18 protein-coding genes are annotated in these 22,331 nt (G+C 45.2%); 10 read left to right on the top strand and 8 right to left on the bottom strand.

Annotation, left to right across the window (positions count from 1 at the left end; translation table 11 throughout):
* The first annotated feature begins 252 nt into the window (after nucleotides 1-252).
* The 3 genes from groES (at nucleotide 253) to LJ707_RS05720 (ending at nucleotide 3,453) form a co-directional block, all read left to right on the top strand.
* Nucleotides 253-528, top strand: coding sequence for a co-chaperone GroES (gene groES, locus LJ707_RS05730; RefSeq protein WP_228949852.1), 276 nt, complete (start codon nucleotides 253-255; stop codon nucleotides 526-528).
* 136 nt (nucleotides 529-664) lie between these two features.
* Nucleotides 665-2,305 (top strand): chaperonin GroEL, encoded by a 1,641-nt coding sequence (groL, locus tag LJ707_RS05725; protein WP_194103638.1) that lies wholly within the window; start codon nucleotides 665-667, stop codon nucleotides 2,303-2,305.
* Nucleotides 2,306-2,667: 362 nt separating this feature from the next.
* Nucleotides 2,668-3,453 carry a mechanosensitive ion channel family protein gene (locus LJ707_RS05720; protein WP_228949851.1) on the top strand — a complete coding sequence of 262 codons (786 nt, stop codon included), beginning with the start codon at nucleotides 2,668-2,670 and terminating at the stop codon, nucleotides 3,451-3,453.
* Nucleotides 3,454-3,719: 266 nt separating this feature from the next.
* On the opposite strand, the gene leuS is transcribed toward LJ707_RS05720, so the two are convergent.
* On the bottom strand, nucleotides 3,720-6,542 hold the full coding sequence (gene leuS / locus LJ707_RS05715; protein WP_228950759.1) for a leucine--tRNA ligase: 2,823 nt from the start codon (nucleotides 6,540-6,542) through the stop codon (nucleotides 3,720-3,722).
* A 122-nt stretch (nucleotides 6,543-6,664) separates the two neighbouring features.
* On the opposite strand from leuS, the gene LJ707_RS05710 reads away from it, so the two are divergent.
* A complete protein-coding gene (locus LJ707_RS05710) occupies nucleotides 6,665-6,832 on the top strand; it encodes a hypothetical protein (protein ID WP_228949850.1) in 168 nt (55 codons plus the stop codon).
* 358 nt (nucleotides 6,833-7,190) lie between these two features.
* Here the strand turns inward: LJ707_RS05710 and can are convergent, their stop codons facing one another.
* From can to LJ707_RS05695, 3 genes are all read right to left on the bottom strand, one after another.
* The gene (gene can, locus LJ707_RS05705) at nucleotides 7,191-7,859 is read right to left on the bottom strand and encodes a carbonate dehydratase (RefSeq protein WP_228949849.1); all 669 of its coding nucleotides are present in this window, start codon (nucleotides 7,857-7,859) and stop codon (nucleotides 7,191-7,193) included.
* 263 nt (nucleotides 7,860-8,122) lie between these two features.
* Entirely contained in the window at nucleotides 8,123-9,730 is a 1,608-nt protein-coding gene (locus LJ707_RS05700) for a SulP family inorganic anion transporter (protein WP_228949848.1), read from the bottom strand.
* Nucleotides 9,731-9,826: 96 nt separating this feature from the next.
* A complete protein-coding gene (locus LJ707_RS05695; RefSeq protein WP_228949847.1) occupies nucleotides 9,827-10,156 on the bottom strand; it encodes a hypothetical protein in 330 nt (109 codons plus the stop codon).
* Between the two features lie 172 nt (nucleotides 10,157-10,328).
* Between LJ707_RS05695 and lpxK the strand changes: the two genes are divergently transcribed.
* From lpxK to LJ707_RS05680, 3 genes are read left to right on the top strand one after another with little or no spacing between them, the layout of a single operon-like run.
* Entirely contained in the window at nucleotides 10,329-11,390 is a 1,062-nt protein-coding gene (gene lpxK / locus LJ707_RS05690) for a tetraacyldisaccharide 4'-kinase (protein WP_228949846.1), read from the top strand.
* Nucleotides 11,353-12,168 (top strand): purine-nucleoside phosphorylase, encoded by an 816-nt coding sequence (locus LJ707_RS05685; RefSeq protein WP_228949845.1) that lies wholly within the window; start codon nucleotides 11,353-11,355, stop codon nucleotides 12,166-12,168. Before lpxK ends, LJ707_RS05685 begins: the two co-directional genes overlap by 38 nt.
* Nucleotides 12,168-14,276 (top strand): putative porin, encoded by a 2,109-nt coding sequence (locus tag LJ707_RS05680; protein ID WP_228949844.1) that lies wholly within the window; start codon nucleotides 12,168-12,170, stop codon nucleotides 14,274-14,276. The genes LJ707_RS05685 and LJ707_RS05680 overlap by 1 nt, the downstream gene beginning before the upstream one ends.
* A 137-nt stretch (nucleotides 14,277-14,413) precedes the next feature.
* On the opposite strand, the gene LJ707_RS05675 is transcribed toward LJ707_RS05680, so the two are convergent.
* Nucleotides 14,414-15,595 (bottom strand): asparagine synthetase B, encoded by a 1,182-nt coding sequence (locus LJ707_RS05675; RefSeq protein ID WP_228950758.1) that lies wholly within the window; start codon nucleotides 15,593-15,595, stop codon nucleotides 14,414-14,416.
* 326 nt (nucleotides 15,596-15,921) lie between these two features.
* Here LJ707_RS05675 and LJ707_RS05670 point away from each other — a divergent pair, with 326 nt between their 5' ends.
* The gene (locus LJ707_RS05670; protein WP_228949843.1) at nucleotides 15,922-16,383 is read left to right on the top strand and encodes a peptidylprolyl isomerase; all 462 of its coding nucleotides are present in this window, start codon (nucleotides 15,922-15,924) and stop codon (nucleotides 16,381-16,383) included.
* Nucleotides 16,384-16,487: 104 nt separating this feature from the next.
* Complete coding sequence (locus LJ707_RS05665; RefSeq protein ID WP_228949842.1) at nucleotides 16,488-16,994, top strand: DUF5606 domain-containing protein; 507 nt, start codon at nucleotides 16,488-16,490, stop codon at nucleotides 16,992-16,994.
* A gap of 60 nt (nucleotides 16,995-17,054) precedes the next feature.
* Here LJ707_RS05665 and LJ707_RS05660 read toward each other — a convergent pair whose 3' ends face one another.
* Together LJ707_RS05660 and rlmH are read right to left on the bottom strand one after the other, a co-directional pair.
* A complete protein-coding gene (locus tag LJ707_RS05660) occupies nucleotides 17,055-17,975 on the bottom strand; it encodes a cation diffusion facilitator family transporter (RefSeq protein WP_228949841.1) in 921 nt (306 codons plus the stop codon).
* A 79-nt stretch (nucleotides 17,976-18,054) separates the two neighbouring features.
* Nucleotides 18,055-18,528 carry a 23S rRNA (pseudouridine(1915)-N(3))-methyltransferase RlmH gene (gene rlmH / locus LJ707_RS05655; protein WP_228949840.1) on the bottom strand — a complete coding sequence of 158 codons (474 nt, stop codon included), beginning with the start codon at nucleotides 18,526-18,528 and terminating at the stop codon, nucleotides 18,055-18,057.
* 64 nt (nucleotides 18,529-18,592) lie between these two features.
* Between rlmH and LJ707_RS05650 the strand changes: the two genes are divergently transcribed.
* Complete coding sequence (locus LJ707_RS05650; RefSeq protein WP_228949839.1) at nucleotides 18,593-20,395, top strand: DNA mismatch repair protein MutS; 1,803 nt, start codon at nucleotides 18,593-18,595, stop codon at nucleotides 20,393-20,395.
* A 223-nt stretch (nucleotides 20,396-20,618) separates the two neighbouring features.
* Here the strand turns inward: LJ707_RS05650 and LJ707_RS05645 are convergent, their stop codons facing one another.
* A complete protein-coding gene (locus LJ707_RS05645) occupies nucleotides 20,619-22,307 on the bottom strand; it encodes an arylsulfatase (RefSeq protein ID WP_228949838.1) in 1,689 nt (562 codons plus the stop codon).
* Nucleotides 22,308-22,331: the final 24 nt, after the last annotated feature.

The raw sequence follows: 22,331 nt of genomic DNA, 5'->3' as shown, positions 1-22,331 counted from the left end.
CGTTGTAACGCACTTTTACATGTTTAACCATAGTGTTTTATTAAGAATGATTACTGATAATGACAGACTACATCACTGACATGATGACACGGCACAGTTTAACAAAATGTTAACCGAACATATGCCGCCAAACATTTAGCTGACAATACATCAGTTTTACATGCCAAACAATGACGGGCGAACGCTTGGCACAATTGATGTAGCAATGCAGGCAAATAACAACTTTAATAAATTATAAATTTAAGCATAGTTATGTCATTAAACATTAAACCTATCGGAGACAGGGTAGTAGTTGAAGCTGCACCGGCCGAAGAAAAAACCGCTTCAGGCATCATCATCCCTGATACTGCAAAAGAAAAACCACAACGCGGTACTGTAGTAGCTGTAGGCGAAGGTAAAAAAGACGAGCCTTTAACCGTAAAAACCGGTGACGAGGTACTTTACGGTAAATATGCCGGTACTGAGATCACTTACGAAGGCAAAGAGTATTTAATTATGCGCGAATCTGATATATACGCGGTACTGTAAATCAATTACTGAATTATTGAGGGTTGAATTATTGATGTTAAAACAAATCTATAATTCACTAAATCAGTAATTCAATCATTAAAAATTAATTGAGCATTGAAAACTCAATAACTCACTAATTCAATCCTTAAAAAACATGGCAAAACAAGTTAAATACAATGTTGAAGCACGCGACGCTTTAAAGCGCGGTGTTGATATTTTAGCCAACGCGGTTAAAGTAACTTTAGGCCCTAAAGGTCGTAACGTAATTATCGATAAAAAATTCGGCTCACCGGCAATCACTAAGGATGGTGTTACCGTAGCTAAAGAGATCGAGCTGAAAGATGCCTTAGAGAACATGGGTGCTCAAATGGTTAAAGAAGTTGCCTCAAAAACTGCTGATATTGCAGGTGATGGCACTACTACCGCTACCGTTTTAGCCCAGGCTATTGTTACTGCAGGTATAAAAAACGTAGCTGCAGGTGCTAACCCAATGGATTTGAAACGCGGTATTGACAAAGCGGTTGCTACCGTAGTTGAGAACCTGAAAACACAATCACAAACTGTTGGCGAGGATAACAACAAGATCAAACAAGTTGCCTCTATCTCTGCTAATAACGACGAAGTGATCGGTTCACTGATTGCTGAGGCTATGGCCAAAGTAGGTAAAGATGGTGTTATCACTGTTGAAGAAGCAAAAGGTACCGAAACTGAAGTTAAAACTGTTGAAGGTATGCAGTTTGACCGTGGTTACCTTTCTCCATACTTTGTAACCAATGCTGATAAAATGGAAGTAGAACTGGATAACCCATACATCCTGATCTACGACAAAAAGATCTCTTCAATGAAAGAGCTTTTACCGGTACTGGAAAAACAAGTACAAACCGGCAAGCCACTTTTAATTATTTCTGAAGATCTGGACGGCGAAGCTTTAGCTACCTTAGTAGTTAACAAGATCCGTGGTTCACTGAAAGTTGCGGCTGTTAAAGCCCCTGGCTTTGGCGATCGCCGTAAAGCGATGCTTGAGGATATCGCTATCCTGACAGGTGGTACCGTAATTTCAGAAGAAAGAGGTTTCAAATTAGAGAATGCCGACCTTTCTTACCTGGGTACTGCCGAGAAAATTGTTGTTGATAAAGATAACACAACCATCATTAACGGTGCCGGTGCTGCTGACGATATTAAAGCCCGCGTAAGCCAGATCAAATCTCAGATTGAAACTACAACATCTGATTACGATAAAGAAAAACTGCAAGAGCGTTTAGCTAAACTTTCGGGCGGTGTGGCTGTACTTTATGTAGGTGCTGCTACCGAGGTTGAAATGAAAGAGAAAAAAGACCGTGTTGACGATGCCCTGCACGCAACCCGTGCCGCTGTTGAAGAAGGCATTGTTGCCGGTGGTGGTGTTGCTTTCATCCGTTCGGTTGCTGCCCTGGCAGATCTTAAAGGCGTTAACGAAGATGAGAACACTGGTATCCAGATCATCCGTCGCGCTATTGAGGAGCCTCTTCGTCAGATCTGCGAGAATGCCGGTATTGAAGGTTCAATTGTTGTGCAAAAAGTTAAAGAAGGCACTGCCGACTTTGGTTACAACGCACGTACCAATACTTACGAAAACTTAATTGGCGCCGGTGTAATCGACCCAACTAAAGTAGGCCGTGTAGCTTTAGAGAACGCTGCTTCAATCGCCGCGATGCTGTTAACCACCGAGTGTGTGTTGGCTGATGATCCGGAAGATGAAAAAGGCGGTGCCGGTATGCCTCCTATGGGCGGCGGCGGCATGGGCGGCATGATGTAATAGCACATCATTCGTACCCTCCTTGCTGAGGGGATCGCTATATAGAACCCCTGTATGCAATTGCATACAGGGGTTTATTTTTTACTGACCTTTTTACTGTATGCCTTGTCATGCTGCGCGTTAAGGCAAATGTCATTGAATATTAATTTACCGGCTTTTATGTAATTATTGAGTTTGTTTTTTCGTAAACACTTATAGCATAGCCGCGAAGGCATGGCATTTGATAATAAAAAAGCATGAAGCATTTAACCCGTAAACGGAAACATATACAAACCCGCATTTTTGAGTGGGTTATCCTAAAGTCGCCGGAATTTTTGGTTTCTCTGCTGTAATTCCTAATTTCGGAGCTTCTGGATTAATTTATGAAGCTCACTCAGTTTTACGATACCGCCTACGTGTGGTTGCTTACCCACGGCCCCAACATCATTTTCGGTTTAATAGTACTTATCCTTGGCCTTTGGTTCATCAGGCTGCTTAAAACACGCATCCGCAATAAAATGAGCACCAAAGAGGTGCATTCATCATTACAACCCTTTTTGCTTAGCCTAAGCATTACCGCGCTTAATGTATTACTGGTTTTACTGGTGATGACACTGATGGGTATTGACGCGGCCATTTTTACCACACTTGTAGGCGCTTTTGGTGTTGCAGCCGGTTTGGCCCTTTCGGGCACACTGCAAAACTTTGCAGGCGGAGTACTTATCCTCCTGTTAAAGCCATTTGAATTGAATGATAACATTATTGCCCAGGGGCAGGATGGCAAGGTAACGTCAATACAAATATTTTACACTGTACTGCTTACTGCCGATAACAAGACAATCATAATCCCTAACGGAAAGCTGTTTAACGAGGTAATTGTTAACGTTACCCGCTCAGGCAGCCGCAGACTCGATTTTGAGATAGAGCTCGGTTATTCTGCCAAATCTGAAACGGTGATAGCCATTATCAACGAGGCCATACAGAACACGCCGGGCATAGTAAAAAACAAACCAATTAAGGTGGGTTTGGTAAAAATAAGTTTTGACCGTGCCACCTATATCGTAAACGTATGGGTAACGCCTGCCGAGTTTTTAAATGTTAAGATAGCCTTGCAGGAGAAAGTGATTAGCCGCCTTAACCAGGATGGTATCAAGTTTCCGGGAACGTAAAGGCTTTTTTGCGTTGCCGCTTTATTGACCCCTCCCTGCCCTCCCAGGGGAGGGAATTAAGTATGGCGCTTTATTTTGTCATCCCGACCGATATTGAGGGATCTATCTGTATTCATGATAAAGCGACAGATTATAAAATAAAAAACGTCATTGCGAGGAACGAAGCAATCTCTTCAGGCAAATCGCTTTAGAGATTGCTTCGTACCTCGCAATGACGCAGCTCTTTGAAGTCCTCCCCTTAGGGGAGGATTTAGGAGGGGTGTGGTTTATACCACAATATTTACTATACGCCCTTTTACCACGATTACCTTTTTAGGTGTCTTGCCGTCCAGGTATTTCTGCACATCGGCATTGGCTAAAACAAAAGCTTCTACATCTTTTGGTTCGAGGGTTAATGATACGCTAAGGTTCATTTTAGTTTTACCATTCACCGAGATCGGGTAGGCAAACTCATCCTCAACCAGGTACTCCGGGTTAAAAATAGGGTAAGCCGCGTATGATAATGATCCGGCAGGGTTACCCAGCAACGTCCAAAGCTCCTCGGTAATGTGCGGCGCGTAAGGTGCAAGTACTATTACCAGGTCCTGCAATATGGTGCGTTTGCTGCATTTCAGATCTGTCAGCTCGTTCACGGCTATCATAAAGCTTGAAACTGAAGTATTGAACGAGAAACGCTCAATATCTTCTTCCACCTTGCGGATGATCTTATGCAGTGATTTCAGCTCGGCTTTAGTCGGCATTTCGTCTGATACGCGGAAATCCCATTGCTCGTTATGAAACAAGCGCCAGAATTTACGCAGGAACTTAAACACACCCTCAATACCATTGGTATTCCATGGCTTGCTCTGCTCCAGCGGGCCAAGAAACATCTCGTACATACGCAGCGTATCTGCACCGTAGCGCTCTATAATGTCATCAGGGTTCACTACGTTGAACTTTGATTTCGACATTTTTTCAACCTCGACACCGCAGATGTATTTGCCATTTTCAAGAATGAACTCGGCATTCTCAAACTCAGCACGAAACTTTTTGAATTTTTCAAGATTCAATACTTCGTTCTCTACTATATTCACATCTACATGCAACGGCGATGTTTTATAATCTGCCAGTAAGCCGTATGACACAAAGGTGTTGGTACCATGTCCTTCGGCATCTATCAGGCGGTAAACAAAGTTACTCCTGCCCTGTATCATGCCCTGGTTAATCAGCTTTTTAAACGGCTCCTCCTCTACCACAAACCCAAGATCCTTCAAAAATTTGTTCCAAAAACGGCTATACAGCAAGTGACCGGTAGCGTGCTCGCTGCCGCCAATGTACAAGTCAACATCTTTCCAGTATTCAATAGCCTCTTTTGATGCGAATTCCTGATCGTTATGGGCATCCATGTAGCGGTACCAATACCAACTTGAACCGGCCCAGCCCGGCATGGTGCTTAACTCATATTCACCTTCGGGGTGCTTCCAATCCGCTGCGCGGCCTAATGGCGGCTCACCGCTTTCGGTCGGCAGATATTTATCAATTTCGGGCAGCAGCAAAGGCAGCTCGTTTTCACTGATTAAATATGGCAAACCATCCTTAAAGTATACCGGTACAGGCTCGCCCCAGTAACGCTGGCGGCCAAAAATGGCATCTCGCATCCTAAAGTTCACCTTTGCCTTACCTGCGCCCGCTTCTTCCAGTTTGGCAACCACGGCAGCGGCAGCTTCCTTATAGGTCAACCCATTAATAAAATCGGAGTTGATGTATTTGCCTTCCTTGGTAGGGTCGGCTTCGGTTTCAATATTTTGTATGTCGATAATAGGTACTATCGGCAAGTTAAAATGCTTGGCAAACAAATAATCACGCTGATCGCCTGACGGAACGGCCATAACTGCACCGGTACCGTAACCTGCCAAAACGTAGTCGGCTATCCAAACCGGTATCTTTTCGCCGTTAAGCGGATTAAGCACATAGCTACCCGTAAATGCGCCAGATACAGTTTTTGTATCAGCCATGCGGTCCAGTTCGCTTTTCTTTTTAGTTTGGGTGATGTAAGCCTCAATGTCAGCCTTTTGTTCAGGCGTGGTCAAGGCATCAACCAGTTCATGCTCAGGGGCAATCACCAAAAAGGTAACACCAAAAATGGTATCAACGCGGGTGGTGAAAACCTCTATAAAGTCGGATTTCGAATTTTCAATTTCGGATTTATCTGAATTCCGAAATTCAAAATCCGAAATTCGAAATTTAACACTCGCACCAGTACTTTTACCTATCCAGTTACGCTGCATTTCTTTCAGCGGCTCGGGCCAGTCAATGGTGTCAAGGCCTTGCAGCAGGCGCTCGGCGTAGGCCGTGATGCGCATGCTCCATTGCATCATTTTCTTTTGCTCAACGGGATAACCGCCGCGCTCGCTAAAGCCGTCTTTCACCTCGTCATTCGCTAATACGGTACCCAGTGCGGCACACCAGTTAACGGTGCTTTCGCGCAGGTAGGTAAGGCGGTATTTTAACAATTCTTCCTGTTTTGCATTATGGGCAAATGCCTTCCATTCATCGGCAGTAAAGGTTAAGGTATCCTCATCGCTCACGGCATCAATTCCTTTTGAACCCGATGTTTCAAAGTGCTCAACAAGTTGGGCAATGCTTTCGGCTTTACCGGCGGCTTTGTTATACCACGAGTTAAACAGTTGCATGAATATCCACTGCGTCCATTTATAATAATCGGGTGAGCTGGTGCGCACCTCGCGGCTCCAATCGAACGAGAAACCAATCTGGTCTAACTGGCGGCGGTAGGTAGCAATATTATCTTCGGTAGTAACTGATGGGTGCTGCCCGGTTTGTATGGCATACTGCTCGGCAGGTAGGCCGAATGAATCATACCCCATCGGGTGTAATACGTTAAAACCACGCAGGCGTTTGTAACGCGCAAAAATATCCGATGCGATATAGCCCAGCGGGTGGCCAACATGCAGCCCCGCCCCTGATGGGTAAGGGAACATGTCCATTACATAATACTTGGGCTTTGTGCTGTTGTTCTCAACCTTAAAGGTTTGATTGTCGGCCCAAAACTGCTGCCACTTCTGTTCTATATCCTTAAATTGATAATCCATATACCTGTACTCCAAAAAATGCTTGCGAAAATAACAAAGTTTGCCCATAACCGCCTATTAAAAGGTTGATTAAGTTGATTGATTGCGTAGTATTTAACCTTTTTATATTTTAAATTTGGATTATGAGCAACGATCCAAAAAACTGCCGCCCCCTGCGCACGGAGTGGGTACCGGTTGCCTATCGGGACGATAAGGTGAGTGATGAACTGATTAAGCCGATTGAACGGTCGGTTGTTGAAGGGTTTGAGAAGAAAGTGTTGAAAAAGGGGTTGATCAAAAAGTTAAGGTAGATGAGTGTTTGCGTTTAAAGAAATGCTTGCTAAACCCCTCCCTAACCCTCCCATGGGGAGGGAATCAATATCAACCACAAACCCACAGTACAGCCCGTAAATAACCAACCTTCCGGCATCAGTAATGCCCGGAGCAGCACAGAAATTGCTAAAGCAAAACCATTCACCGGGCAGGACGTAGCCGGCGACTTTTGCTTCTTTTGTTCGCACAAAAGAAGTTTAGGACAGGTGGTAAATATGCTTTCAACCTATTAAATACGGAACAAAATAACTTAGATGTAATCACATTTAATGAGAAATCCGCCCTTTATGAAGACGGATTCTCATATTATATTAATAGTTTAAATCTGCTCCGTGATTATAAAACAAATTTAAACACACTCTCAAGGCTTGAGTTTGATGACTGGCTAACCTTCATATCGGTAATTAAGCCGGTATTGAGTGCGTAAACCCAGCCATGTACGCTTAGTTCCTGGTTGTTTTTCCAGGCGTTTTGTACAATTGATGTTTTGCAAAGGTTGTGCACGTTCTCAATAACGTTCAGTTCAACCAGCCTGTCGCCGCGTTTCTTTTCGTCTTCAATGGCACTCAATTCATCAGCATGTAAACGGTAAACATCCTTAATATGGCGCAGCCAGTTATCAATAATACCTACCGAGCTGTTGCCCATGGCGGCTAATACACCACCACACCCATAGTGGCCGGTAACTATCACGTGTTTTACCTTCAGTACGTTCACAGCATAATCCAGCACGCTAAGCATGTTCATATCCGTATGTATTACCATATTGGCAATATTGCGGTGAACAAATATCTCACCCGGCTGGGTATGGGTTATCTGGTTGGCAGGTACACGGCTATCGGCGCAGCCTATCCATAATACGGGTGGTTTTTGGCCGTTGGCCAGTTTATCAAAATACTGCGGGTCAAGTTTCAGCGTATCGGCAACAAATTGTTTGTTGCCTTCAAGCAAGCCTTCGTAAGTAATGTGGCTTGTATCGTGTAATTCAGTGGTTTGTGCGCACATAATATTTGTGTTTTTGATTGTTAATAAGTTGCTTTTAAATCGCTTTTATAAGCTTTGTATATGATGCAAAAATACATGCACCAACGGTTGGTTAAGTACGGCAAGTTATATTACCGGTAAAATTTAATGATCGTTTCATATTGGTTTGTATCTGCATAAATTTTTTTGTGTTGATGAACAGTGAATTAACTAAAAATGTTTACAGCTCCCCCATCTTATATAACTATTAATACTTAACGGGTGTTTATAACTTTGTGCTTGTATCAGGGTTTGTAAATAAGTTCCTTTAGTTTCGGTACATCATACCGGTCCTTTATATCCTGTAACTGCACTATAATGCCTTTAGTGTAAGCGTTGTGTTTAAAATTGTGAATAGTTTCGAGCACGTCAGGGTCAATATACCTTGAGTTCGATCCGTCTATCAGTACATCGCTGCCTTCGGGCAAGCTGGTGAGTGTTATTTGTATAGCAGCCTTATTTAAAAATGACACCTCCTCGGCCAGCCTGATGTGGATAGTTTTTTTACCGTTATCATTTTTAAGTATCCGGTAAAAATACGGGTTGCGCAGGTTAGTACGCAATATATAAAATATACCTATCAGCATACCTATACCCACACCCTTCAGCAGGTCGGTAAACACTACAGCAACAATAGTAACCACAAAGGGGATGAATTGCGACAGGCCTTTGCGCCATACATGCCTGAACAGCTCGATGCGGGTAAGTTTATAACCTGTCATCAGCAGTATTGCCGCCAGGCACGACAGCGGGATCAGGTTGATCAGCCCCGGAATGAACAGTAACGATAGCAGTAAAAACACACCGTGCACAATAGCGCTAACCTTTGTACGCGCCCCGGAGTTTACATTGGCTGATGAACGAACGATAACGGCCGTCATGGGCAGGCCACCCAGCATACCGCTAATTACGTTGCCCAGGCCTTGGGCTACAAGCTCGCGGTTAGTCGGCGATACGCGTTTAATAGGGTCTATCTTATCAACCGCCTCCAGGCTAAGTAAACTTTCTAAACTGGCCACAATGGCTATGGTTGCGGCAACTATCCAAACGTCCTTATTAGTTATTGCGCTAAAGTTTGGCGATTTGAACAGATTAAAGAATTCCTCGCCATTTTTAACAATCGGTATAGTTACAAATTGCTTGTCGAGCAGGGCCAGGTCAGTTCCGGCAAAAACAATACCCAGCACAATACCTGCAATTACTACCAGCAATGGCGCCGGCACTATGGCCAGTTTTTTGAATTTTGGCCAGTAAATAAGCAGTACCAACGATATCCCACTGATGATTACTGCCCCGTAATTGAGTTTTGATAATGCCAGTGTGATCTCTGAAAAGGTATTGTGCGAGTCGGCCTGCGAAAAGCTCTCATCGCCCTCAAAATCGGCATCGTACCCCACGGCGTGCGGCAACTGTTTCATGATCAGGATAATGCCGATAGCGGCAAGCATACCCTCAATTACCGCCGACGGAAAGTAGTTACCAATGGTACCCGCCTTAACCAGGCCAAGTATAATTTGTATGCCACCGGCAATTACTATGCTTAATAAAAAGGTTTCGTATGAGCCGAGTGTGGCTATAGCATTAAGCACAATAACGGTAAGCCCGGCCGCAGGCCCGGCAACACTAAGCTGCGAACCACTTGCCGCGCCAACTACTATACCGCCTATTATACCCGTTAATAAACCGGCAAAAAGCGGTGCGCCCGATGCCAGCGCGATACCCAGGCAAAGAGGCAGTGCAACTAAAAATACAACAATACTGGAGGGCAGATCCCTTTTAAGGTTTTTGCCTAAAAAATACTTGTGCAGGTCAAAAAAGCCCGCAGCGTTACCGCCATGATCATGCTGATTCATAAAAATTAAAAAACTGGTTTGGTGTGTTATAGAAAATGGCTGCCACGCCTGATACCGGGAAAAGACGTATAACCGAAAAAATTTCAGCAATAATGCTTAAGCGTTGGGCGGAGGGGTAAGTATTACAGGAGCGTAAGCGTAATGGTATATCAGGGTTTCCTGATTGTGCAGTATGTTTACCTCAACCACATGCAGGTTAAGGCGCACCAGTTGGGTATAATATTCGTCGAATGATTTTTTTTCCTTACAAATGTCTTTTTCGGCAGTATCCTTCTCCTTGCTTTCATTTTCAAGCTGCATGATCACAGCCTTAACCACCTTGTTGTCGAGATGAAAAATAACAGGCGCTACCGATATTACCATCTTTGAAAAAAAGATAGCAATGAACAGCATAGCCGTTAAAACCTTAAAATCCCTCACTTTCATCTTACTATAAATATAAAAAACAGGAGGCTTTGTTAAATTGGTTGTGCAATATAACGCAATTATACATTAAAAATTATTGAATGCCCCCGCTTGCAAATAATAAAGCGTTATCAACAGGTAACGGGTATATTAATAGTATAACAAGGGCTTTTATTTATCTTTACCGCTTGTTATGAAATACCTGCGCTGGTTATTATTTCCGTTATCGCTCATTTACGGGCTGGTGGTAAGCATACGTAACTGGTGTTATGATGCAGATATACTTAAAAGCACGCTGTTCAATTTTCCGGTTATTTGTATAGGTAACCTTGATGTTGGCGGCGCGGGCAAAAGCCCCATGGCGGAATACCTTATCCGCCTGCTTAAAGCCGATAATAAAGTAGCTACGCTGAGCCGGGGCTACGGCCGTTCAACAACAGGTTATCTCGAAGCCGGAAAAAACGCCGCCGCTACCCAGGTTGGCGACGAACCCGCGCAGTTCAAAAATAAATTTACCGATATTACCGTAGCCGTTTGCGCCAATAGGGTAACCGGTATTAAAAAGCTGATACCGGGACATGATGTTGTAATACTGGATGACGCCTACCAGCACCGTGCAGTAAAACCGGGTTTCAGTATTTTATTGTTCGATTATACCCGGATTAACGAGCCGCGATTGATGCTGCCTGCCGGTAACCTGCGCGAACCATTTTTAGGCCGCTGGCGTGCCGATGTACTCGTAGTAAGCAAATGCCCGCCATCACTCAGCCATCAGGAGAAACAACAGCTTACCGAACGCTTAAAGCCATTCCCATTTCAAAAGGTTTACTTTACGTCGATAGCTTATCAGCCGTTGCAAAGTTTAAATGGCGCTATGGCAACCAATATTATTGATGCCGATACTACTGTGTTTTTGCTAAGCGGTATTGCCAACACTACGCCGCTTTTACAGCATCTGCAAGGGTTCAGCACAAAAATTATTCATCATAAATATCCTGATCATCATCAGTTCAGCTTAAAAAATATAACTAAACTTGCTGATGAATTTGAGGCGTGCACGGCAGAAAAAAAACTGCTTATCACAACAGAAAAGGACGCGCAACGTTTAGGTGAACAGCAACTGCTGCCGCTGGTTAATAAATTGCCCTTTTTAGTGTTGCCTATAGGTGTTAAATTTATTGATGGCGAACAGGAGTTTGCCGGCCTTATAAAAAATTATGTTAGAGAATATTCATCGCACAACAGCATACATTAAAAGCCGCATTGGCGATTTTGTACCCGAAGCAGGCATTATATTAGGTACCGGTTTGGGTGGCCTGGTTAATGAAATTGAGGTTGAAAAACAACTGATGTATGCCAACATACCCGACTTTCCGATCTCTACCGTTGAATTCCATTCAGGCAAGCTGATATTTGGCAAGCTGGGTGGCGTTAATGTGGTAGCCATGCAGGGCAGGCTGCATTATTACGAGGGGTACAATATGCAGCAGATCACCTTTCCGGTAAGGGTGATGAAGATGCTGGGTATCAAAACCCTCTACGTATCAAATGCCAGCGGATCATTGAACCCGGGCTTTAAAAAAGGCGACCTGATGGTGATCGAGGATCATATAAACCTGCAACCGCAAAACCCGCTGATAGGCAGGAACGAGTTTGATCTTGGTCCGCGCTTTCCGGATATGAGCCAGCCTTACCGTATAGACCTGATAGAGAAGGCGCTTAACATAGCATCGGCCAACAATATTATTTGCCACAAGGGGGTTTATGTTGCGGTTACGGGCCCTAACCTTGAAACCCGTGCCGAATACCGTTACCTGCGCATTATTGGCGGCGACGCGGTAGGCATGAGCACCGTACCCGAGGTAATTGTGGCCCGCCACATGGATCTGCCGGTGTTTGCCATATCGGTATTAACCGATGAAGGTTTTCCGGAGGTGCTTACGCCGGTATCATTAGAGGAAATAATTGCCGTGGCACAGGAGGCTGAACCAAAACTTACGCTGATTTTAAAAGAACTGATAGCAGGAAACTGATGCTTGCAAAGCTGAGATACATATTAATATTACTGTTCAGCCTGAGCGTTCAGGCGGTGTTCGCGCAGTTTCCGTCAAACGGTAACGGCAACACGCAATACCCCGGCCAGCGTACGCCCAATTACATGCGCGATACCAGTACAAGCAAGGCCCAAAAGCAACTTACCGGTGATGCCTTGATGGATACGCTACGCAAGCGCGAGGAGGAAAAAGAGGATTCAATAGTGTTTGATGCCTCGTGGATACGGGTTAGCGCCGAACGCTTTATGGGCGACAGCACACAGGATTTTGCACTTGATACCAGCTTACGCAATTTTGAGAACTACGGGCCGCTTAACCAGCCGCGTAGCCCGCGGATAAGCCTGGGCGGTTACACCGGTATACAGCAGCGCGCCTTGCTTTTTGAACCTGCTAAAACCATCGGTTTTGATGTGGGCCTGCACGCGCTCGACCCGTATATGATAAAGCCGGAGGATATTAATTACTACCGTGCCCGTGTACAATATACCAACCTGTTCTATGTAAGCGGCGGCTCAAAGGAGCAGTTTGTAAGAATTACCCATGCGCAAAACGTAAACCCGCGCCTTAATGTGGGCTTTAACCTCAACTTTAACGGCTCCAAGGGTTTTTATAGCAGCAATAGCGTTTTAAGGCAAAACGTGAGTGATGTTAACGCGGCATTTTTTACCTGGTACGAATCAAAAAGCAAGCGTTACAACATGCTGGCCAACCTGATCTACAATAACCTTAAAGCGCCTGAAAGCGGGGCGATATTAAAAAACGACATTATATTTACCGACCCCGACCCTACATTTGATAAAACGTTGGAACAGGTACGCCTACCGCAAAGCTATACACAGTGGAAAACCGCGGGCATACACCTGCGGCAATCATATTTTATTGGGCATATTGATAGTGTAAAAACCAAGGGAAAAGCAACCTTGTTGCCTACGCAACGGGTAACACATACCTTTAGCTATACCCGCAGCAAATACCAGTTTTTGCAGGACGATATTGATACCTACAACGTATTTCCTGATTATTATTTCAGCTCTCGCCGCTCAAACGATTCGCTGACCGTGAACCGCCTGCATAACGATTTTGCATACAGTTTTTACCTGCGCGGTAAATCGGCTAAAAATGAAGCTAAACTGGATATCGGGCTGGAGCATGACTTGTATAATTATACCCAGCACGTGTTAGATACCGGTGCCAATGAGTTTGGTAACCTGTACATCCGCAACAATAAAATGCAGAACGAGCTGTTTCAAAACATTACCGTTAAAGGGCGTATAGGTTATCGCCTGAGCGACCGTATTTTATTGGACGGAGAAGTACGGCAAATAGTTGCCGGGCGAGATTTTGGTAACTTTTTGTATGATGCCAAGCTGATGATCGGCGGCAGCAACAAAGTAGGCCGTATTATTTTGGGCGCTTACCTGCAAAACGCCTCGCCGCCGCTGGTTGCTACGCGATGGATATCAAACCACTATATTTTTGATAACAGTTTTAACAATGTTAAAACCACCAACCTGTCTTTCAACTATATTAACACACCACTCCAGCTCGATTTAAAGGCGGAGTACTTTTTAATAAACGGTTACATTTATTTTACGGCACAGCCAGGCGGTACTGATGCACACCCGGAGCAGATGAGTACGCCTATCAACATGATAAAGGTGAGCCTGGGCAAAAACCTTAGCTGGCGTAAATGGCATTTGGATGCCTACGGCGTTTACCAGAAAACCGATTACCAAAGCACCCTGCGTACGCCGGAGATGTACGCTTACGGAAGCCTGTATTTTGCATCAACCTGGTTTAAGGTGTTGTACAATAACCTTGGGGTAACGCTTCGGTATAATTCGCGCTACGTAGCACCATCGTATGCTACCGGCCTGGGCCAGTTTTACAACGGCGCCGATGTTACCTTTAGCTCATACCCGGTTGCGACCGCCTTTTTTAAAGGCACTATTGACCATGTTAACATATTCGTTCAGTACGATTACATTAACCAGGGCTTGTTCAGCAAAGGCTTTTATACCGTTAACCGCTACCCCATGCAGGATGCCCTGCTAAAGCTGGGTGTAAGCTGGACATTCTTTCAGTAGAAGCCCCCCGCCCCCCTAAAGGGGGAGCCTATTAGCAGATTTTCAGACAATATTATTATATACTCCCCTTTAGGGGTTGGGGCATATCCCCTTTAGAGACTGGGGACAAACTCCCCCTTTAGGGGGTTGGGGGGCTTTTACGTCTTTTGCTTCTTCTTGTTAGCTGCCGGAAATAGCACATTATTTAGGATTAACCGGTAACCGGGCGAATTGGGGTGAAGTTTTAGATCGGTTGGCGGGTCGCCTACGGCATGTTGGTAATCTTCCGGGTCGTGGCCGCCGTAAAAAGTCCATTGGCCTTTGCCGTATTCGCCGTGTATGTAGCGGGCTTCGTTGGCGGTTTTCATTTCGCCCATAATGGTTACGCCCGGTTTTAATACGCTTTTGGCATAGGCGGTAGTAAGCCCCATAAAGCCTTTAATTACCTTATCATGGTTTTGCGTAAGCATACTGGGCACCACATCATACTTGGCCGAAAAATCAAACAAAGTAAAAAAATCCTTGCTGCGCTCAACCGCCCGCGTTTGGCTCATATCAATATTACTGAACTGGTGCGAGATCGGGTTCATATCCAGCCTGAAACTCTGAAAGGCGAAGGTCTGGGTAAAATCCAGTTTGCTTTGCGCGGCACGGTCAGCACCATCGCCATCAAACATGGCCTCGCAAATATCCGTCCCCGCGGCGGCTAAAGCTATGTCGAACGTATCGGTACCGGCGCACATGGCAAATAAAAATCCGCCGCCGGCACAAAAACTCTGTATATTTTGTGCCACGGCCAGCTTCATTTTTGACACCTTGCTAAAGCCCAGTTTTTTTGCTGTTGCCTGCTGTGTGGCTACATCGTTAACATACCATTGCTCGTACCGGTAAGCGCCGTAAAATTTGCTGTATTGCCCGGTAAAGTCCTCGTGGTGCAGGTGCAGCCAGTCGTATTTTGGGAGTTCGCCTTTTATTACTTCTTCATCATAAATAACGGTATAGGGTATCTCGGCATATTTTAGTACCATGGTAACGGCATCATCCCACGGCAGTTTGCTTTTGGGCGAATACACCGCTATTTTGGGTGGCTTTTGCAGCTTTACCACATCCATATTAACTGATGGATCGCTCACCTCGGTAAGTATGCCAGTAGCGGCAGCATCCGCAATAACCTGGAAGCTCACACCGCGAATTTTGCATTCGGCCTCAGTTTTCTGGCTGTAAGCCATCATAAAACTGCCGCCCCGGTAATTTAGCAACCAATCCACTTCGCCCCCGTTTTGTAATATCCAAAAAGCTATTCCGTACGATTTCAGGTGATCCTTTTGCTCCTCATCCATCGGTATAAGCAACGATGATGCTTTAGTGATGCTTAAGCTGAAAGCTAAAAGCAGAAAGATGGTTATAGGCGAAAGGCAAAAGCGGAAAGCTGAAAGGCGAAAGCGGAAAGGTGAAAGCTTTTTTGGGAGTGCGTTCATATTCAAATGTAACGAATAATTTGATTGTCAATTGTTGGTGGTCATTAGTCATTTGGCAATAGTCATTGTATTTGCTTTGGTCTTTCCGCTTTCGCCTTTCAGCTTTCACCCTCAATAACCACCTTTCCGCTTTCACCTCTTTACCCTTTCTCCTTTTTTACTACCTTTGCAAACTATTTAGTAAAGAGATGAGTAAAGCGATTATAAAAACCGAAAAGGGCAACATGACCGTAGAGTTTTACGACAATGATGCACCTAATACAGTAGCTAATTTTAAAAAACTGGCCAAAGAAGGCTTTTACGATGGTATAGCCTTTCACCGTGTTATCCCAAATTTTGTGGTACAGGGTGGTTGTCCGTTCTCAAAAGATCCGGCAACAGCTTACAAAGCAGGTTCAGGCGGTGCGGGTTACCATATTGATTGCGAACTGACCGGCGAAAACCAATACCATGACCGTGGTGTACTTTCAATGGCACACGCGGGCCGTAACACAGGCAGCTCACAGTTCTTTATCTGCCATAGCCGTGCCAACACCGCTCACCTGGATCGTAACCACACTTGTTTCGGTAAGGTTATCGAGAACGTTGACATAGTTGACGATATTCGCCAGGGCGATAAAATAACAACTATCGAAGTAATAGAGGAATAATTTTTTTAGTGATCAGAGGTTAGTGGTCAGTGATTAGTAATTAAAATACATATTACTAATCTCCAACTACTAATCATTAATCTCCGATCTCCAATCACCAACACATGAATTTATACGGAATAGTAGCAGTATCGGGCAAGCCGGGTTTATGGAAAGCGCTGGCGCAAAACAAAACCGGGTTTATACTGGAAAGCCTTGATGCGCAGAAAACCAAATTGGTGGCTAACCTGTCAACCGCTAAACTGGCGGCTTTAGAGGAGATTACCGTTTTTGGTTTGGATGATGATATTAAGCTGAAAGATATTTTTGAGCGCATGAAAACCTCAACCCCACCGGATGCAAAGGCCGACGGTAAAAAACTGCGCGAATATTTCAGAGAAGTAGCGCCTGACCATGATGAGGAAAAGGTTTACGCATCGGACATGAAGAAGATCGTTTCATGGTTCAACATCCTGAAAGATCTGCCACAGTTTAACGAGGCCGAGCCAACTGCCGAACCTGTTGCAACTGAAGAAGAAGCGCCTGCACCGGTTGCTGAGGCTGAGGTAACCGAAGCACCTGCCGAGGAAAAACCAAAGGCTAAAAAGCCAAGAGCTAAAAAGGCCGAGTAATTTTCAGCGAGCTTTAAAATATAAAACGCCATGCAGTACATCTGTAATGGCGTTTTTTATTTAACAGCACACCGGGTCATCGCACTTTTTTTCGCTAAACTCGGGCTCAAAGGTACTGTGGGTTATTTCCAGATGCTCGAGGCGGTGGCGCAGGTCATGCTTAATTTTATCAAACCGGTCAACAGCCTCGGGGGTAATAACCAGGTGGGCGGTGAGCGCGTTCTCGGTGGTACTTAATGCCCATACGTGCATGTGGTGCACATCCAGTACACCATCAGCTTTTAACAATTCGGCTTTTATGGCTGCAATGTCCATATCCTTGGGTACACCGTCCATCTCCAGGCGCAGGCTATCCTTAAACAATCCCCAGGTACCTAACAATATTACCGCGGCTATAATAATACTTACCACACTATCCAGCCAAAACCAGCCGGTGTAGGCAATAACAACCCCGGAGATTACTACTCCTAATGATACCATTGCATCCACCGCCATGTGCAGGTAAGCGCCCTTAACATTCAGGTCCTTTTCCTTATCCTTCATAAATAGCCAGGCAGTAAAGCCATTGATGGCTATGCCGGTAAGCGCCACCCAAATAATGGTATCGCCGGGTACGGCCTGTGGCTGGGTAAGGCGTTCAACGGCCTCGTAAACAATAACGCCAATAGCAGCAAACAATATCACCGCGTTAAAAAAGGAAACCAGTATGGTTGAACGTTTGTAACCGTAAGTATAAATCTTATTGCTGGTTACCTTGGTAAGCTTATAGGCCAGCAGGGCAAGAGCAAGGCTGGCTACATCACTCAGATTATGGCCGGCATCGGTAAGTAACGCTAATGATCCGCTGTATAAACCTGCGGCGGCTTCAACCACAACAAACGTGAGGTTAAGTACTATGCCCCAAATAAAGGCCTTGTTCAAATGGTCAAGCTTTACGCTATGATCGTGGTGATGATGAGAATGATCGTGTCCTGCTCCCATGTGTGCAATGTAGCAATTTTTATACCGACTATAGGCGTATGATCCATTGAATGACCATTACCTGATATTATATTTTTAGTTACTCGTGATGATAAGGTTCGCCCTTTATAATGGTAAAGGCACGGTACAACTGCTCAATAAAAAACAAACGCACCATTTGGTGTGAGAACGTCATCCGCGATAGCGAAAGCTTATCATTAGCCCGCTGATATACCGAAGCATCAAAACCATACGGCCCGCCAACAATAAATACCAGATGACTGGCAGCGCCTATCATGTGCTTATTAATGGTGTTGGCAAACTGGGTGGAGGTAAGTTCGCTGCCCTTTTCGTCAAGCAGTATCACATGATCAAGCGGGGAGATCTTTTTGAGGATCATTTCGGCCTCCCTGGCTTTTTGCTGATCCTGAGAGAGCGCCTTGGTATTTTTTAGCTCGGCAAGGTCAACAAGCTCAAGTTTAATATAATGTTTAAGGCGCTTAACATATTTCTCAATACCATCTTTCAGGTAAGCATCTTCAGTTTTGCCAACGGTTAAAAGCGTTATCTTCATAAAACGGTACAAATAACGTTATTTTTGAAATAAAGCCCTTACTTTACCATTTTGTTTTTAACCGATGACGCAGGACATACTGAACACCTATCGCAATAATGCCGCCACAGCTCAGGCTGAGGCGAACCGCCTTAAAAAGCAGATCAATGAATACTCTCTTATACGGCTGGCTATTTTTGTTTCACTTATTGCCTTTGTAAGCATCGGGGTAGCAAATAATACCTTTACCATTATAGCTATCAGCGCCATTGTGCTCATACTCCTTTTTGCCTGGCTGGTAAAACGTCAAAGCGAGTTTGAGCGCGAGCGCGATTATTATACCGATCTGGTAAGCATCAACAACAACGAGATAGCCAGCATTGAAAATTTTGGCAACCTGTATGATGACGGCACCCGCTATGGTAACGACAAGCATTTTTATACTTCTGATCTGGATATATTCGGCAAGGCATCGCTGTTCAACCTGATTAACCGTGCGGCTACAACGCCGGGCAATAACAAACTTGCGGGCTGGCTAAGCGCACCGGCCGATAAGCCGACCATTTTGTTAAGACAGGAGGCGGTGCGTGAGCTATCTGTAAAAAGCAACTGGAAACTGGAATTACAGGCCCTGCTGCTATTTGCCAAAACAGCCGATTCAGGGCAGCTTAGCAACCTGATAAAATATTTAGCCTTACCGCTTAACATGCCCGGCGAGGGCTGGCTAAAAAAATACAGCCGCATAGCACCCTTTGTTATGCTTGCCGCCATATTGTTCTCCGCTTTTTACGGCGCTAAAGCCTTGCCGGTAATTGTGGCCGTGGTGCATCTGGGTTTAGTGGCATCAAGGGGGAAGCAGATAAAAATGGCCGACCTGGTGATCGGCAAAATAGGAGATACATTGGGTAAATATGCACAGGCATTTAAGAAAGCGGAAGATGAGCAGTGGCAATCGGCTTATTGTACCGGTCTGTCAAACAAGTTGAAAGAAAAACAAACATCGGCAGAGATAAAGGAGCTCTCGCGGCTGATAAACAAATTTAATAACAGGCTGAATTTGCTGGTGGGATCAATATTAAATATCTTTTTTTTATGGGATTTAAGGCAGATCATCGCCATTGAAGAATGGAAGCGCGCCAACAGGCAAAACCTGGAAGATGCTTTTGATGTACTGGCTGATTACGAGGCGCTGATTAGCTTGGCGAGCCTCCATATTAACTACACCCATTGGGCCATACCACAAATTGCTGAAGGCGAAGGGTACACGCTGACGGCACAAAACATCGGCCATCCGCTTATTCAGCCGGCCAAAAGGGTGGTAAACAGTTATGAGCTGCGTGATGCCTTTAAGGTTGACATCATCACCGGATCAAACATGGCGGGTAAGAGTACCTTTTTGCGTACCATCGGCATTAATACGGTGCTTGCACTAAGCGGTGCGCCGGTTTGCGCGGATGTTATGAAGGTTTCGGTGATCAACATCATCAGCTACATGCGTATTAAGGATTCACTTAACGAAAGCACCTCAACTTTTAAAGCCGAGCTTGACCGTTTGCAAATGCTGCTCGGCGCTGTTGAAACCGTACCTAAGGTTTTCTTTTTAGTGGATGAGATGCTGCGCGGCACCAATTCTGTTGATAAGTACCTCGGCTCAAAAGCGGTGATTGAACAACTGATAGCCAAACGCGCTGTAGGCATGGTTGCCACCCACGACCTGCAAATTGCCCGGCTCGAAGATAAGTATCCTGCCTATGTAAATAATTATTACTTTGACATACAGGTTATTGATGGCGAAATGCTGTTTGATTATAAACTGAAACACGGCGAATGCAAAACCTTTAACGCATCGTTATTACTGAAGCAGATAGGTATTAATGTGGAAGAGTAATAGCGAAAATTAAAAGCACAAACCACATATAACCAATCTTACCGGCATCAGGAATGCCCGGAGCAGCACAAACTCTGCCCAGGCACACCTTTCACCGAGCAGGGCGCAGCCGGCCGTTTATTCGCTACATTTTGTTTTTTAGTGGTGCTCATAAAATCGCTGACGCTTAGTTTTACTTCTCGCACAAAAGAAGTTAAGGGCAGTTAATCAAGCGTCGGAATTGCTACGGCTTCGGGTACACATAATTATCCTTAGCCCATTGCTGCCACTGGTTGCTTAAACGCGTCACCTCTGCCGTATGCGCCGCGGCTATATCATTCAACTCTGTTTCATCCTTGTTGATCTCATACAGGTGCCAGGCGGTATCACGGCCACCGTGCGATACCATTTTCCAGTTTTTGTAACGTACGTAGCGCGCGCCAAAGTGCTCGTTAAACAATGGTTCATCAGCCGTAGGCTTACCTTTAAACGAGGTGGCAAAACTGTGGCTTTGGGTTGGCATCACCGTATGCCCTTTATAGGTTTTAGGATATTTTGCCTTTGCCAATTCCATAAAAGTCGCCATAAAATCCTTTACATGTCCCATTTGTGGCGATATACTCCCGCTTTTCATTTTGATGCCTTTAGGCCAGTAAGCCACCATGGGGGTACGTACGCCACCTTCGTATGATTCTGCTTTCCAAAACCGGTATGGCGTATTGGCTACATTAGCCCAGCGCTGGCCTATTGATGCGTAGGAGGTTTGTTTGCCCGGCATCACGGTCTTTTTCATATCGTAAACTATCGGCTCGCCGGTGCGCGTTTGGTTTGGGCGGTCAAAACCCGGGCCATAGGCCGTGCAGTTTTCATTGCTTGCTCCGTTATCGCTCAAAAACACAATGAGTGTATTTTCCAGTTGCCCGGTTTCTTTTAAAGCTTTTATAACCCTGCCTATACCCTGATCCATACGGTCGATCATGGCGGCGTGGACAGCCATCGCGGCGGCATCCCATTCCTTATCGGGGTTATTCTCCCATTTTAAATCAGCACCCCAGCGCGGCGAAAGCGGTGTGGTTTTCGGGTCTATCAATCCGGCCTTTACCATTTTGGCATAACGGGTTTTGCGGATGGCATCCCAGCCCACTTTGTAGGTATCCTTATATTTAGCAATATCTTCGGGCAGGGCCATCAGCGGCCAGTGCGGCGCGTTCTCGGCCAGGTATAAAAAAAACGGCTTTTTACCTTTAGCCATCTGCCTTACGTAGGATGCCGCGGTATCGTTAATAGCATCGGTATGGTAATAATTCTTTGGCACTTCCTTAACCGGCTCGGTACCATTAACTAAACTAAACGGGTCAAAAAAATCAACCACGCCCCAAATGGTGCCATAAAACCTGTCGAATCCCCTGCTGGTCGGGTACTGTTCAACCGGCGAAAAAGTTGGTTGAAAGCTTTGGTGGTTCAACCATTTCATCTGCTCTTTCGGATCTTTTAAACCCGGCGTGTTTGATACATGCCACTTGCCCGACATGGCCGTTTGGTAACCTGCCTGTTTCAGCACCTCGGCAATAGTTACCGCGTTTTCAGACAGATGCCCAAGGTAGCCCGGTTCATCCTCGGCATCCGTCATTTTACCGATACCCGCCCGCTGGTTGTATAAACCTGTAAGCAATGAGGCACGTGTAGGGCAGCACCTTGAGGTATTGTAAAACCGCGTATAACGAATACCGTTTTTGGCCAGAAAATCAATATTGGGCGTGCTGATCTCGGAGCCGTAACAGCCAATATCTGAATAACCCAGATCATCGGCCATGATCACCACGATGTTTGGACGATCATCAGCAGAGGTATTTGCGGGGGCCGGTGCTGTTTTAAAAAATATGAGGGTTGATGCCAGCCCTATCAGCAGGATTGATCCTAAAAGCCATTTCATAGTATAGTGTTATAGTTCAACAAT

Origin of the sequence: Mucilaginibacter sp. UR6-1 (genome assembly GCF_020880975.1) — a bacterium.
In the GTDB taxonomy this organism is placed as follows: Bacteria; Bacteroidota; Bacteroidia; order Sphingobacteriales; family Sphingobacteriaceae; genus Mucilaginibacter.
The sequence above is the reverse complement of the archived record's forward strand: the minus strand, read 5'-3'. Positions and strand labels throughout refer to the sequence as shown.

Bases quoted from the DNA above. Each gene is read 5' to 3' on its own strand.
- LJ707_RS05700 (WP_228949848.1), bottom strand. From the start codon at position 9,730: ATGAATCAGCATGATCATGGCGGTAACGCTGCGGGCTTTTTTGACCTG.
- groES (WP_228949852.1), top strand. From the start codon at position 253: ATGTCATTAAACATTAAACCTATCGGAGACAGGGTAGTAGTTGAAGCT.
- can (WP_228949849.1), bottom strand. From the start codon at position 7,859: ATGTGCGCACAAACCACTGAATTACACGATACAAGCCACATTACTTAC.
- LJ707_RS05680 (WP_228949844.1), top strand. From the start codon at position 12,168: ATGCTTGCAAAGCTGAGATACATATTAATATTACTGTTCAGCCTGAGC.
- LJ707_RS05670 (WP_228949843.1), top strand. From the start codon at position 15,922: ATGAGTAAAGCGATTATAAAAACCGAAAAGGGCAACATGACCGTAGAG.
- LJ707_RS05675 (WP_228950758.1), bottom strand. From the start codon at position 15,595: ATGGATGAGGAGCAAAAGGATCACCTGAAATCGTACGGAATAGCTTTT.
- LJ707_RS05710 (WP_228949850.1), top strand. From the start codon at position 6,665: ATGAGCAACGATCCAAAAAACTGCCGCCCCCTGCGCACGGAGTGGGTA.
- LJ707_RS05650 (WP_228949839.1), top strand. From the start codon at position 18,593: ATGACGCAGGACATACTGAACACCTATCGCAATAATGCCGCCACAGCT.
- LJ707_RS05645 (WP_228949838.1), bottom strand. From the start codon at position 22,307: ATGAAATGGCTTTTAGGATCAATCCTGCTGATAGGGCTGGCATCAACC.
- LJ707_RS05720 (WP_228949851.1), top strand. From the start codon at position 2,668: ATGAAGCTCACTCAGTTTTACGATACCGCCTACGTGTGGTTGCTTACC.
- LJ707_RS05695 (WP_228949847.1), bottom strand. From the start codon at position 10,156: ATGAAAGTGAGGGATTTTAAGGTTTTAACGGCTATGCTGTTCATTGCT.
- rlmH (WP_228949840.1), bottom strand. From the start codon at position 18,528: ATGAAGATAACGCTTTTAACCGTTGGCAAAACTGAAGATGCTTACCTG.
- LJ707_RS05685 (WP_228949845.1), top strand. From the start codon at position 11,353: ATGTTAGAGAATATTCATCGCACAACAGCATACATTAAAAGCCGCATT.
- lpxK (WP_228949846.1), top strand. From the start codon at position 10,329: ATGAAATACCTGCGCTGGTTATTATTTCCGTTATCGCTCATTTACGGG.
- LJ707_RS05660 (WP_228949841.1), bottom strand. From the start codon at position 17,975: ATGGGAGCAGGACACGATCATTCTCATCATCACCACGATCATAGCGTA.
- leuS (WP_228950759.1), bottom strand. From the start codon at position 6,542: ATGGATTATCAATTTAAGGATATAGAACAGAAGTGGCAGCAGTTTTGG.
- groL (WP_194103638.1), top strand. From the start codon at position 665: ATGGCAAAACAAGTTAAATACAATGTTGAAGCACGCGACGCTTTAAAG.
- LJ707_RS05665 (WP_228949842.1), top strand. From the start codon at position 16,488: ATGAATTTATACGGAATAGTAGCAGTATCGGGCAAGCCGGGTTTATGG.